Source organism: Mucilaginibacter sp., assembly GCF_965200995.1.
Classification (GTDB): Bacteria; Bacteroidota; Bacteroidia; order Sphingobacteriales; family Sphingobacteriaceae; genus Mucilaginibacter.
Map to the genome: position 1 here is coordinate 2827452 of NZ_OZ241743.1, position 13791 is coordinate 2841242.

Consider the following 13791-nt stretch of genomic DNA (forward strand, 5'->3'; position numbering starts at 1 on the left):
ATCCTCCTTTTGGTAGGTGTGTGTGAATAGTTTTAGTTTAGAATAGTTTAAAATTTAGCTTAACCACCGGCTTTCGGTCCATAAATAGACAAAGGCCAGCAGTAACAGGATATAAAAATAGAATTTCGGTACCTCAATCCTAATTTTTTGCCCAATTATTTTTGTTGCCGGGCTATTTTGAGGATGAGTTGCAGCATAATGAAGTGTAGCTTCTGTCTTTTGCTGATTTTTCAGCCATTGCCACTGGTTTTCTGCGTAAGCGTACCAGCCGTAGGTACTGCCTGAAGTATTTGCCTGCTGCCAGCCGGATGATCTTGGCCAGTAAATAACTTCATGCAAAAAGGGAAGGGCAGCCCCCTGGCTTTGCACAGTGACCGACTGATTGATTTGAATCACCGGCAATACCAAACCGGTTTGCAATTGCAGGGTAACCGGTTCGCCTGTAAACGGCAGGAATGAACTGATTAACCAGCGGCTGGCAGGTTGCTGCCTGCGTGCGGCTTTATTAACCAGGGCCGTCCAAACGGAGGCATAATCTTTCTGGTTTCCGGCTAAGGCCCAGGGATAGGTTTGTGTAAGTGTGGTGAAGATAATATGGCCTTCGCCTGCCAGCCGGTTGGCTGCTAATACATGATGCTGTACATCCGTAATCACCTGCTGTGCATCTGTTGTTGTACTGACGTAACGCGGGGTTAAAGGCAGTGCTGCCGAAGGAGCCGCTGCATCCGTAATCATTAATTTAACAAGCGCCGGTTTTTGTGTTGCAGGTTTATTTACCGAAAAGCCGCGTTGCCACCAGCCGGCTTTACTGCTATCGGCCCGTACAATTAAACCCAGCCCATGCTGGCTTACCTGCTGGTATAAGGCGCCGCTTTCTGTGGGTGTGAGTACCTGCAAGGCGGCGGCATCGGCCGTTACCACATCAAAGCGGGAGAGGGCGGCTGCGGTAAGGCGGTCTAAAGTTTGCTTATCCATGTTTGCAAATTCGGTACTGATCTTACCCTTACTGATGGCAGAGCGTACCGCAACCCCGTAACCATTGGCCGACAGCCAGTTTTTCAAAAACTTGTTCTCAAAATCTGGCGCAGCCGATAATAATAAGATTTTTAACGGTTCAGCCGGATGCACCGTTGCCGGAAGCGGCTCATTGCTTAGGGTATCGGTACCGTTTGAAACAAGTACACGATACAGGGCTTTTCCGGTGTGCTTTGGCCGGGCGGTTAAGCTGAATATCGTTTGCTTGTTAGCCGTTAAGGTGATTGAATCTTGCACGGTATTCAGTTCCAGCAACTGTAGTTTTACCGGTTTGCTTAAAACGTTATGGTATTGCCCCTGCACCTTAAACAACTGCCCGAAGTTGATTTGCGTAGTGTAATTTGCAGAAGTAACACCATCGGCGGGCGCTAACGGATGAAAGCGTACCGGTAATCCCTTTAATTGTTGCAGCTGGTAAGCGTTCAGCCCGTTACCAAGAATATGCAGCAGGGAAATAACGGGTTGTTGCTCGCTTAAAATTCCGGCATCGCTTATCAAATGCGCTTTAGGTATGCGTTGCCGGATAATGGTATCGAGCGTGTAAACGTTGAGGCCGGGATAAGCAGAGATACTGTCTTTATGGAACCCTTCAGTCAGCAATACCGCTTCAAGTCCTGCATTCCGGCGGTTATTTAGGGTATAGCTTACAGGTAAAATCAGGCAGGCCAGCGCAGTTACCGCAACAACTAAGGCTAACACCCGCAGCCATAAATGCGTTTTGGCAGGGCGTTGCCATTCCTGCCACAATCCAACAGCGGCTAAAATCAGGCAGACAGCTATGACCAATGTTTGCTGCATAATTTATCGGTTCATCCGGTTTAAATGTTGATAATAGCTTTTGCCCAGACTCATGTCTGCTGCTGAAGCGGCCTGGTTGGGCAGCGGTTTAACCGGCGGCAGCATGCGCAGTAAGGCGGCTTCTACAATAGCCTTATCGGCCGCGATTGGTTTTGAGGTGCTTAGCAGCTGGCGAAGTGCGGTTACCGCCTTTAAATATCTGCCGCCCTGTTCCGCGGCAAATTGGTTTAACTGAGGCGCTACGGCCTGCAGCGCCTGTTTATCTGCAACAGTTAACGCAGGCCGGTCGTGCAATTGTACCAGTACGGCTATTGCCCGTTTTACCGTTGCTGCCACATCTGCAGGCGGCTTTTGGTTATACTGGCTGGCCGGAGTATTGATTTTAGACAGATCGCCGCTCAGTCGTTTCTCCGGTTTAATAGGCGGCGGGTTGTAATTGGTTTTGGCTACGTAAGCGCGAGATTTTTGCTGCAAGTCTTTCAGCAAACGTAATGCCTTATACTCATAAGGCAATGCCTGGCCGGGTTTATACAAGCGCAATTGCAGTTCGGCCCGCCACATTTCGTTAAGCGTTGCTTTCAGTTGTGCCTTGATGGCCGGTTCAAAAAATGTGGCATCTTCCGCTTTGTCGTGCTTATCGGTATAGGCATCTATTATCTTTTCGGCGTTGTTAAAGTTTTCCACCTTACCCAGGTCGCTGCCTTCTTCGGCTTCGCCTACCTTGCCTTCATCTTCCTCGCCCAAAAATTTGCCGTAGCGCAGGCGCAGTAGTTTTTGGTCGGTAGCGATGTTGTTGCAGCGGTTGTTAAACTCATTGGCATTGATACTGTCCCTGGCTTTCAGCAAGCCTTCGGTATCAATAATGATCTGCCGCTCACTGCGGAAAAACTCCGGCTTTAAAGTGCTGCCCGTTACCACACCGTCCATGCTCAACAGCTGGGCGGTATCCTGTAAGGTGATTTTAAATATGTCCGTACGGCTTTGCTGCCTGCGGGTATCCTGTGCCTGCAGATAAAAGTAAAGCTCATCACCCGGTTCCATTTGCAGGGCAGGCAAATCGAATAATTTTTGAAGCTGATACTGGCGGTGATGTCCGCCGAATATACCCGCAAATGGCATTTTGTATTCTTTGAATTTAACCCCCTCGCCGCTGCCTTTGGCTACGGTAGCCACCAGCAAAGCATCGGCAATGCCGTAGTCATCACTTACCAGGGCATTCATCAAAACCTTAGGCGTTTCACCTGCATCAATGTAGGTGTAAGGCTTGGGTGTTTTGATATGAATTACCGGCAGCGCATCTTTTACTACGTGTATGGGGTATAAATCAGATAGTTTGTCATCTATGCCCACCTGGTAAAAGCCGGCGGTTGTAATGGTAAGTTGTGCATTCCATCGGGTGTGCCTGCTGTTGCCTGTGTGCAAGGGCAACCGGGTTTTGCCGTTGAGTAACAGATAGGCCTGATGTATGGCTACGTTGGTATGCAGCAGCCATTTCACCATAGCGCCATCCTCAGCATTCAGGGTAAATTTCTCCTGCTGCCTTACTGATTTGCCGGTATAGGCCGGAGGTGTTATGGTGATGTTCACTTCATCTATCTGGGGCAGTATATTTTCTTCCGGCCCGCTTGTCTGGCTGAATGCCGTATTGGATTTTTGCCCGCCAGGGAGAGAATTAAACGGCAAATGCACTATTATTAAACTCAATACCATAGCTGCTGCCAACGCTATCAGCGCAAAGCGTAATTGCCGGTTAAATGGAGAAGTTTTTACAGGTAGCGTTTGCAGGGCGGTTTCCACTTTGTGCTGCTGTAACCGTTCTAATAATGTTAATTGCTGCGAAGGTTGTAGCATCAATGTGCTGCTTTCTTCCAGTTCGGGATAATGCTGATCCAGAAAACGGGCAACGGCCTGGTGGGTAAACCGCCGGGGATTGCGCCACCAGATCAATCCCGCCAGCATGATTACAAAGAACACCAACGCCCACCCGAATGACAGTTGCAGGGCAACATGCAAAATATAACTAAGCAGCAAAGCCACCGCCAAAGCCACCAAAGCATGCGCCAGCAGTTGGTGCAGCCTCCACCGGCGGCGTAGCTGCTGAATGGTATGTAGGCCTTGCTGCTCAACCATGAGACGGATTAGTTTTAGTACGATGCGCCAGCAACCGCTCTGTTAAAAAAAGCAATGCCAGCAGTAACCATACCGGCAGGCGCAAATCGGTTTGTTTGGTATTAACGGCACTGCCAGTAAAAGTGCTGCTACCAGTGGCCGGCATTAACTGGCTTCGGCTTAATACGCGCCGGTCATGTACGTTTTCAGGCTGAACAGGGGGTGTAATCAATTGCAACAATACCTGCGGAAAACGCTCGTCCCATACCAAATCGCTCCAGGCCGGATTGAAGCGGCTATAAAAATTATACTGCGTAGTTGGGCTTAATGGATTGCGGCTCAATAGAGGCTGGCCGAAGCCATCCGTCCATACGGGTTGACCTTTGGTTTGACCAACCGGTATAGATTTATACAGATTCAAGGCAGGCCCCTGGTCGGCCAGCAGGTGTTCAGGCGTAAAATTGATCCATGAACTGGTAGCTGCGGCTTTACCGGGCGCATACCTGAATACCTGTTTCGCCCTTTGTAAAACAGCAGCAGGTAAAGGCTGCTCGGACAGCCAGAATAACCAGTCCTGATGTTCGGGGATTGCGGTACTGTTATGGTACTGCTGTATCACTGCTTTGCGCTGATTAAATTGAATTACCGTTTGCAGGGCAGCCTTTATATAACCCGCATCTGCGTTGTATTTATCAGTATAAATGGCAAAATGCTGTACCAAGGAATTAACGGTTATGGCATTGCCTCCTTTGTTCTTGAGCTGTAGGATTAACCTGCCGTTCTCGGTTTGTAAACGAAACGGAGAGTTGGCCGATGGTGCAGCGTTAATGGAATGATAGGCGTAGGTAGTACTGGCCGCCCTGCTGGTGCCGGTAACTACACGGATATGATCTTCCGGCGTAAACCATGCCTGGTGAATCCAGGTAGTTGCTGAGTCGGCAGGGGTAAAGGTCTGCCAGTGCAGGTGAAGCGCGGTCTGCGGCCTGGGGCCGTCAAAATGTTTCAACTGCGCCGTGCTGAACAGGTAGACAGGCGTTGCAGCAGCCAGTTTACTGTTTAAACGGTTCAGCAGCATCCAGTAATTAGCAGGGGGTGACGGCGAAGGTATATTGGAAGTATGTACTAATTTCTGAAATTGCAGTGAATCAATCGCCTTAAACCCGGCGTTAAACTCATGCAACTCAAAACCAGCTTTGTGCAGGGAATCCAGTTGCGGCTTGTAGTGCTGATAAACTTCTGCAATTAATTCTTTAGGAATAAGCACCCAGCCTTTGGTTTTGGCAACGGCCACGCGCTGCTGCCATACCGGCCGGGCTAATAATAAGGCAACCAATGCTAACAGCAGGCCGCGGATAATCAACAGCAGCCAATCAGTAAGTTTGAAGCTGCGGCTGATTTTTTTAGATGCAGCGGCCATAAGCGCAATGCTGCCCACCTTTAATACCTTTCCCTGCCGGATGTTCCACAGGTGTATCAGCAGCGGCACACTCAAGGCCGCCAATCCCCATAACCATAAACTATTAACTAACTGAAACAAGCTGTGTCCTTTTAATTTATACTAATGACTAATGACTAATGACTAATGATTAATGACTAATGACTAATGACTAATGACTAATGACTAATGACTAATGCCCAATGACTAATACCCTTTATTCCGCTGAACTAAAAAATCGCGCAGCGCCTTATCCAGCGGCTCGGCGGTACTCAGCATCCGGTAAGTGATATGCTTTTCCAGCATTTCCTTTTTCAACCGGGATAAATGCGCCGCTAACTTTTCCTGGTACTGCTTCTTTGTTTGCGTATTAATGGCGATAATTTCACCGGTTTCCATATCCTGCAGGCTGCTATACCCTTTAAAATCAAAGTTCAGCTCGTCTTCACCCATCAGGTGAAATACGATCACTTCATGCCGCAAGGCGCTTAACGTATTCAGCAGGTGGCTGATCTCATTGCCCGCCTCGTACATATCGGTAACAAACACCAGCAGTTCGCGCCGCTGCCTGCCGCTGAACAGTTCTTTATAATGCCCCGGCCCGGTAAAAGATCCGGCCGGTTTTAACTGCTCCAGCTGGTAATATAACCGCTGCAAATGCTGCGGATCATAGCGCGAATCCAGTGCCTGCAAGCCGCCATCATTAAACAATGCCAAACCCACTGCATCGCCCTGTGAATTGGCCAGGTAAGCCAGCGAAGCCGTCAAGTACCGGGCATAATCTATCTTGCTGATGGTGCCGTCATTATGGTTCATCGATGCGCTGGCATCCACCAGAAATTTTACCGAAATGCTGGTTTCCACTTCCGATTCGCGGATATAATACCGGTCCGAGCGGGCGTACATGCGCCAGTCCATCCAGCGCAAATCATCGCCGGGCTGGTAGCTGCGGTACTGGCTAAACTCTAATCCCGGCCCCTTCACGGTGCTCTTGTTAAACCCGTTCATAAAGCCATCTACTACCGTTTTCGCCAGCAGCGGCAAATTCTTAATGGTGAGCAGTATTTTGGGGTCGAGTGTCATGGCATTGGGAAGCGAGGTGCGATTAAAGGAGCGAAATTTTGGGAGCGGGAGCGGGATTTAAAGAAGTAGAGGCGTTTATTAATTTAAGAAGTTTCTCCATATTAAAACTATAATTTTTCGCTCCTCTTACCCCGCTCTCCGCTTTATACTCAATCCCCACTCATCTAAATTTTAGGTCTTTCTACCAGTTTTAATAACTCTGTTGTTGCTTTGTCCGAAGTTATGCCTTCGGCTTCCGCCCTGAAATTCATGAGCATTCTGTGGCGCAATACCGGCACCGCCATGGCATGTATGTCTTCCATTAATACGGCATAGCGGCCTTTTAATAAGGCACGTGCTTTGGCAGTAAGTATAAGCGCCTGCCCGGCCCGGGGCCCGGCACCCCAGCGCACCCATTCTTTAACATAGCCCAAGTTGCTGGTATCGGGCCGTGTGGCGCGGATGAGCAGGCTTACATATCTGATTAAGTCCTCGCTGATGGCTACCTGCCTTACCAGCGCCTGTGCCTGCTGTATTTCGGCGGCAGTAATTACTGCGTTTACCTGGGCGCTTTTGGTGCCGGTGGTGCGGTTCAGTACTTCAAACTCCTCCTGCTCGGTGGGGTAGCCGATGCGTACCAGCAACAAAAAGCGGTCTAATTGCGCTTCGGGCAGAGGGTAGGTGCCTGCCTGCTCAATGGGGTTTTGCGTAGCCAAGATGAAAAAGGGCTTTTCCAGCGGATAGGTTTGCCCGCCATAAGTTACCTCAAACTCCTGCATGGCTTCCAGCAGGGCCGATTGTGTTTTGGGCGGCGTGCGGTTAATTTCATCCGCCAAAATAATATTGGCAAACAGCGGCCCCTTGTTGAACTTAAAAAAACGCTTGCCGGTTACATGGTCTTCCTCCAAAACTTCGGTACCAATAATATCGGTCGGCATCAGATCCGGTGTGAACTGTATGCGCCTGAAAGGCAGGTGCAGGGCCTGCGACATAGTTTTTACCAGCAGCGTTTTGGCCAGGCCGGGTACTCCTTCCAGCAGGCAGTGGCCGCCGGCCAGAAAAGCCACCAGCAATTCATCCAGAATATGTTCCTGGCCTACAATCACTTTCTGTATCTCGGTTTTTAGCTGCGGCAGTTTGGCCAGCAGGCTTTTTACTTCGGTTTCGGTAAGTTCCAAATGGTTTAGCAATTTTAGGGTGCTCAATAGCTCTTTTCGTTTCCTAAGATATTATAGTTTCTAATAGCTTGCAGCAAATTCTGTCAACTTTTGAATTAAGTATCCGAAAAATTACAAGGCTGGCAACTAATTTAAAGCCAGAGAGCTGAAATTTTCTGTTAATTTTAAGGTTTAATTAATAATGGCATTGAGTTCTAAGTTTACGTTTACCCGTTTCAGCTATCACTCCGGCGATTGGGATACCGACCAGCGTATGCCCTCCAATATTCTGAACTCGCTGCTGGAATACACCACCATACCCATTGAGGAAAAGGAAAAGGTAGTGCCATTGAGCAGTCCGGATATTTTCACCTCGCCCTTTGCCTACCTCAGCGGTCATAAGCTGGTGCAGTTTGATACGCAGGAACGTATCAATTTCAAGAAATATGTACAAAACGGCGGCTTTGTGTTTGTGGATGATTGCAACCATGACATCGACGGCCTGTTCGCGAAATCTTTCGAGGCGCAGATGGCTTCGCTGTTTGGCACCGGTGCATTGAAGAAAATTCCGAATACCCATCAGCTGTATCATTCTTTTTTCAAGTTTGAGAAAGGGCCGCCTACAACGTCATTCGAGCTGAACGGCTGGGGCGATGACCTGGTGCATGATTACCTGAAAGCTATAGAAATAAACGGCCGCATTGCGGTACTGTACAGCAATAAGGATTACGGCTGCGAGTGGGATTATGATTTCAGGAATAAGCGTTTTCTGGCTGAGGATAACACAAAGTTCGGGGTGAATATTATCATGTATGCAATTAATTCTTAGCATTATAAAGCCTTACCTTTGCCGGCAAAGTTGATAAGCAAATTTTGAACAAAGAATATTATTTACTGGATAACGGCCAGCCCGCCGGCCCGTTTACCTTCAACGAACTGATACAGCAGTCCATTGACTTGGATACGCAGGTTTCAGCTACTGTAAACGGTAAATGGATGGCCGCCATAGATGTACCCGAACTTGCCGGTTATTTTCATGCACAGGGCGTTGCCATTGTGAATGAAGATAGTCTGGCCAGCTTTTGGCTGCGCCTGGCGGCCTATGTTTTAGATCTGGTGGTGTTCTTCTTCCTGATTATGATTCTGGCTATCATCTACGCCAGTTCAGTACCCAACGCCAAAATTACCGAAGCCGATGTACAAAAGCATAGGGAACTGATACAGCTTTTAGGTACGCTCATCCTTACTGTTTATAACGCTGTACTGGAAGCTACGCCGCTGCAGGGCAGTGTAGGCAAGCTGCTGATCGGCCTGCAGGTAGTAAATGAGGACGGGCGGCGGTTGACATTCGGGCAGGCTCTTTTGCGTAATATTGCCAAGATCGCATCGGGTTTGGCTTTTGGCTTTGGCTATCTGTACATCTTCCTGAACCCTTACCGCCAGGCCCTGCATGATAAATTGGCTAAAACCTATATCATACGCAAGCCATATACCGGGCGCTAAGTAATACAGTTACCCGGCATTGCCGGTAAATTTGTAATTTTGTATACATATGAATGCTGACTTCCTGAAAGCGCTGCCCGGCCGTTACTGTAACTCTCTTACCGATTATTCGCGTTTTGTGACCCGTGAGGTACAGATTGGCGATGTGCCGATGGGAGGCAACAACCCCATCCGCATCCAGAGCATGACCACTACCGATACCATGGACACCCGGGGTACGGTGGAGCAAACCATACGCATGGTAGATGCCGGCTGCGAATATGTGCGCATCACCGCGCCCAGTATTAAGGAAGCCAACAACCTGGCCGAAATCAAGAGGCAATTGCGCAGCCGGGGCTATACCGTTCCGCTGGTGGCCGATATTCATTTTACGCCCAATGCTGCCGAAGTGGCCGCCCGCATTGTAGAAAAGGTGCGGGTGAACCCCGGTAACTATGCCGACAAAAAACGGTTCGACGAGATTGAGTATACCGACAGCGAATACCAGGGTGAATTAGACCGTATCTTTCAAAAATTTACCCCGCTGGTTAACATCTGTAAAGAGTATGGCACGGCTATGCGCATCGGTACCAACCACGGCTCCCTTTCCGACCGTATCATGAGCCGTTACGGCGATACGCCGCAGGGCATGGTGGAATCGGCCATGGAGTTTATGCGCATGTGCGAGGCGCTGAATTACTATAATCTGGTCATTTCCATGAAATCCAGCAACCCGCAGGTAATGGTGCAGGCCTATCGCTTACTGGTAGAAACCATGGTGGCCGAAGGCATGAACTACCCGTTGCACTTAGGCGTTACCGAAGCCGGCGACGGCGAGGACGGCCGCATTAAATCAGCCGTGGGCATCGGTACCTTGCTGGAAGATGGCCTTGGCGATACCGTCCGCGTTTCCCTCACCGAAGAACCCGAAGCCGAGGCCCCCGTAGCCATTGCGCTGGTAGAGCGCTACGCTAAGCGAAGTCAAAATTCAAAATTCAAAATTCAAAATGATTTTACTGCTCCCTCTCCTTCGGAGAGGGCCGGGGAGAGGTCTCCATATATATACCAGAAACGCGAAACCTACGAAGCCAACGCCTTCATCGGCGGGCACATGGTGCCGCGCGTGGTGGTTGATCTATCACAGCAAAATCTGAAAGACCCGGCAGTGCTGAATGCCGCGGGATATTTGTATTCATCGTTGCTGGATAAATATAACATGGCCGACCAGTCGGTTGATTTTGTGTATTTAGCCGACCAACTGCCATCTTTCACCTTTCCGGGCAACTTAAAGCAGTTGTACGATTACAATACCTGGAAGGAACTGGCTAACCAAACCAATTGTCACCCGGTATTTACACTCAATGAATACATACAGCCTGACGCTAACCGCAGTTCGGCTTTAAATTTAGTGCGCATTAGCCATGCCGATTTAGAAACCGATACCTTCGGCCAAATGCCGCTTGACCACAACTTAGTGTTTGTACTGGAAACCCACGAATTGCATGGCATGGCCGACCAGCGCAGCTTCTTTGTCAAATTGCAGGAGTTCGGCCTGCAAGTGCCGGTGATAGTAAAGCGCAGTTATCAATTTGAGGAAAGTGAAAATTCAAAATTCGAAATTCAAAATGGCGATGATGGTGGATTAGGTTCCGGCCACCCGCAACCGGCCACCGGCCACCTCGCTCAAACAGATGTGCCTACCTTGCTCCAGCTCCACGCCGCCACCGATATGGGCGCCCTGCTGGTAGATGGTTTTGGCGACGGCATCTGGATTGAAGCGCCCGAACTGCCGGTGAATGTAATTACCTCTACGGCTTTTGGTATCTTACAAGCCACGCGTTCGCGCATTTCTAAAACTGAGTACATCTCCTGCCCCAGCTGCGGCCGTACCCTGTTCGATTTGCAGGAAACCACCCAGATGATACGCAGCCGCACCAGTCATTTAAAAGGATTGAAAATCGGCATTATGGGCTGCATTGTAAACGGCCCCGGCGAAATGGCCGATGCCGATTACGGCTACGTAGGTGCCGGCCCCGGCAAAATCACCCTATACCGGGGTAAGGAAGTGGTGAAGAAGAATGTGAACACCGTTAATGCCCTGGATGAACTGATTGGCATTATACAGGAAGATGGTAACTGGGTTGAGCCAGCCATAGTATAATAAGTTGAACCTTATTTAAGGAATATAACTACTTTTCAAACTTTATAGGAAGCGTATATACAACAGAAACCGGTTTATTATGGCGTGTTCCCGGTATCCATTTTGGCGAGGCTTTTAAAGCTTTAATTACTTCTTGATTTGCGTCTGGAACTAATCCCTTTATTAGTTTTATATCTTCAAGTTTTCCTATAGGGCTAACTGTAAATTGAACTATTACGCGTACTTCAGAAATATTCTTAGGATAGTGAATAGTGTTTTTAAAATAATTCGTCATCGCGTCCTGACCGCCAGGAAATGTAGGAAGCGTCTCGTCGTCGTCATTATACGCTAATGAATCTACGTCACCCATAATTACTTGTGGCGGTAAGAATTTTATCTGACGAACTTTTTTGTGTTTTAGCTTCGGCTTTGTCTTTTGTGCTACAGCCTGATTTGTAAATAAACCAAGCCCTAATACCATTACTGCTGCGGACAGCAGCCTCCTCCAAACATCTGTTTTATGCAGGTTTGCTTTGGCCTGCTCCAATGTAAACCGCCCGCAAACCCGGTTGCGGTTTTCACTTAACACTCTTTTAAATTCAGCCTGAGTACTTCCTGTAAAATCATACACCTTTTTCTGGCAATGGCTGCAAAAGCGGCAGCCATCCAATTGCTGCATCTCCTCCCAGTTGGCCGGGCAATTAAATTTGAGTTTGATGTTGTTGATTTCCGTCGCCATAAGGTAATAAAGATAGGCATTGATAAACAGTTTCATAGTACAAGGGGTTATCAATTGCAGAAAAATCAACAATTATGGCCAAAAACGTATCCGACCAACTGGTAGAAATGCTGGTAGCGGCGGGAGTAAAGAGAATATACGCCGTTACCGGCGACAGCCTCAACGAGGTAAATGATGCCGTGCGCCGCGATGGCCGCTTGCAGTGGGTGCACGTTCGGCACGAGGAAACCGGCGCTTTTGCTGCTGGTGCAGAGGCACAGCTTAACGGCATAGCGTGCTGTGCCGGCAGCAGCGGGCCGGGCCATGTGCATTTGATTAATGGCTTATATGATGCGCACCGCTCCGGGGCGCCGGTTATTGCCATAGCCTCTACCTGTGCTACGTATGAGTTTGGCACCGAATACTTTCAGGAAACCAACCCTATTAAACTGTTTGACGATTGCAGTTATTTTAACCAGATGGCCTGCACGCCGGGGCAGTTTGCCCGCATGATGCAGTCGGGCATTCAGTATGCCATCAGCAAAAAAGGGGTGTCAGTCATCGGCCTGCCCGGCGATGTTACCAGGTTGGATGCACAGGAGATTGTAACCTCCGAAATTAACTATCATACAGATTCGGTGGTGCGCCCGTCAGACCGCGCCCTGCAGGAACTGGCCGCCCTGATTAACGGGCACGAAAAGGTCACCATCTTCTGCGGCATCGGCTGTGCCAATGCACATGATGAAGTGGTGGAGCTTTCGCAGCGTTTGCAGGCACCGGTCGGCTATTCCTTCCGCGGAAAAATGGCTATACAGTATGATAACCCTAATGAGGTGGGTATGACCGGTCTGCTGGGACTGCCTTCGGCTTACCATAGTATGCACCAGTCTGATTTGCTGATTCTGTTGGGCACCGATTTTCCCTACACCCAGTTTATGCCGCCCGATTGCAAGATTGTACAGGTAGATACCCGTGCCGAGCGCCTGGGCCGGCGTGCCAAGGTAGATGCCGGTTACTGCGGCGATATCAAGGATACCATAGCGGCCTTGTTGCCGCTCATCAGCCAGAAAACGGATGATGAATTTTTAAAAACACAGTTGGAGTTTTACGGCAAGGTAAAGGAACGCCTGCAAACTTATGTAGATGACAAGGGCGAAGAACACAAAATACACCCGGAGTATGTGGCCGATACCATTGACCGCCTGGCCGACCACAACGCCATCTTTACGGTAGATACCGGGATGTGCTGTGTATGGGGCGCACGCTATATTCATTCTACCGGTAAGCGTGAAATGTTAGGGTCATTCAATCATGGCTCAATGGCTAATGCCATGCCGCAGGCCATAGGTGCAGCGCTGGCCCATCCGGATAGGCAGGTGATCTGCTTTGCCGGCGATGGTGGCTTATCCATGATGATGGGCGACCTGGCCACCATTGTGCAGTACAAGCTGCCTGTTAAGATTGTGGTGTTCGATAACCGCTCATTAGGTATGGTAAAGCTGGAAATGGAAGTAGCCGGCCTGCCCGACTGGCAAACCGATATGCACAACCCTGATTTTGCCCTGGTAGCCCAGGCGATGGGCATGAAGGGCATTAGTGTAACCAAACCTGAAGACGTAGAGCAGGCCCTGCGAGAAGCCTTTGTGCATAATGGCCCGGTGCTGGTGCATGTATTTACCGACCCTAACGCGCTGGCTATGCCGCCAAAGGTAGAGTTTGAGCAGGTAAAAGGCATGGCGCTATCCATGACCAAACTAATGCTGAACGGAGAGATGGGCGAAGTGCTGGACACCATTAAATCCAATTATAAACATATAAAGGAGCTGCTTTAGTAAAGCGGGCTATTGACGTATTA

General features: G+C 49.2%; 10 protein-coding genes. 4 read left to right on the top strand and 6 right to left on the bottom strand.

The annotated features are described in order from the left end of the window. Nucleotides 1–54 precede the first annotated feature (54 nt). The 5 genes from ACY652_RS13060 to ACY652_RS13080 form a co-directional block, all read right to left on the bottom strand. Complete coding sequence (locus tag ACY652_RS13060; protein WP_462264818.1) at nucleotides 55–1833, bottom strand: hypothetical protein; 1779 nt, start codon at nucleotides 1831–1833, stop codon at nucleotides 55–57. A 3-nt stretch (nucleotides 1834–1836) separates the two neighbouring features. Beyond that, nucleotides 1837–3963: a hypothetical protein gene (locus ACY652_RS13065; protein WP_462264819.1), complete on the bottom strand. Its 2127-nt coding sequence runs from the start codon at nucleotides 3961–3963 to the stop codon at nucleotides 1837–1839. Next, nucleotides 3956–5479 carry a BatA domain-containing protein gene (locus tag ACY652_RS13070; protein ID WP_462264821.1) on the bottom strand — a complete coding sequence of 508 codons (1524 nt, stop codon included), beginning with the start codon at nucleotides 5477–5479 and terminating at the stop codon, nucleotides 3956–3958. The genes ACY652_RS13065 and ACY652_RS13070 overlap by 8 nt, the downstream gene beginning before the upstream one ends. A 105-nt stretch (nucleotides 5480–5584) precedes the next feature. Next, complete coding sequence (locus ACY652_RS13075) at nucleotides 5585–6460, bottom strand: DUF58 domain-containing protein (protein ID WP_462264822.1); 876 nt, start codon at nucleotides 6458–6460, stop codon at nucleotides 5585–5587. A 164-nt stretch (nucleotides 6461–6624) separates the two neighbouring features. Further along, entirely contained in the window at nucleotides 6625–7617 is a 993-nt protein-coding gene (locus ACY652_RS13080) for an AAA family ATPase (protein WP_462264823.1), read from the bottom strand. A gap of 181 nt (nucleotides 7618–7798) precedes the next feature. On the opposite strand from ACY652_RS13080, the gene ACY652_RS13085 reads away from it, so the two are divergent. From ACY652_RS13085 to ispG, 3 genes are read left to right on the top strand one after another with little or no spacing between them, the layout of a single operon-like run. Continuing rightward, complete coding sequence (locus ACY652_RS13085) at nucleotides 7799–8425, top strand: DUF4159 domain-containing protein (protein WP_462264824.1); 627 nt, start codon at nucleotides 7799–7801, stop codon at nucleotides 8423–8425. Between the two features lie 44 nt (nucleotides 8426–8469). Beyond that, a complete protein-coding gene (locus tag ACY652_RS13090) occupies nucleotides 8470–9099 on the top strand; it encodes an RDD family protein (RefSeq protein ID WP_462264825.1) in 630 nt (209 codons plus the stop codon). A 49-nt stretch (nucleotides 9100–9148) separates the two neighbouring features. Next, a complete protein-coding gene (ispG, locus tag ACY652_RS13095; RefSeq protein ID WP_462264826.1) occupies nucleotides 9149–11239 on the top strand; it encodes a (E)-4-hydroxy-3-methylbut-2-enyl-diphosphate synthase in 2091 nt (696 codons plus the stop codon). Nucleotides 11240–11267: 28 nt separating this feature from the next. Here ispG and ACY652_RS13100 read toward each other — a convergent pair whose 3' ends face one another. Next, complete coding sequence (locus tag ACY652_RS13100; RefSeq protein WP_462264827.1) at nucleotides 11268–11993, bottom strand: energy transducer TonB; 726 nt, start codon at nucleotides 11991–11993, stop codon at nucleotides 11268–11270. Nucleotides 11994–12031: 38 nt separating this feature from the next. Between ACY652_RS13100 and ACY652_RS13105 the strand changes: the two genes are divergently transcribed. After that, the gene (locus ACY652_RS13105) at nucleotides 12032–13768 is read left to right on the top strand and encodes a thiamine pyrophosphate-dependent enzyme (RefSeq protein WP_462264828.1); all 1737 of its coding nucleotides are present in this window, start codon (nucleotides 12032–12034) and stop codon (nucleotides 13766–13768) included. Nucleotides 13769–13791: the final 23 nt, after the last annotated feature.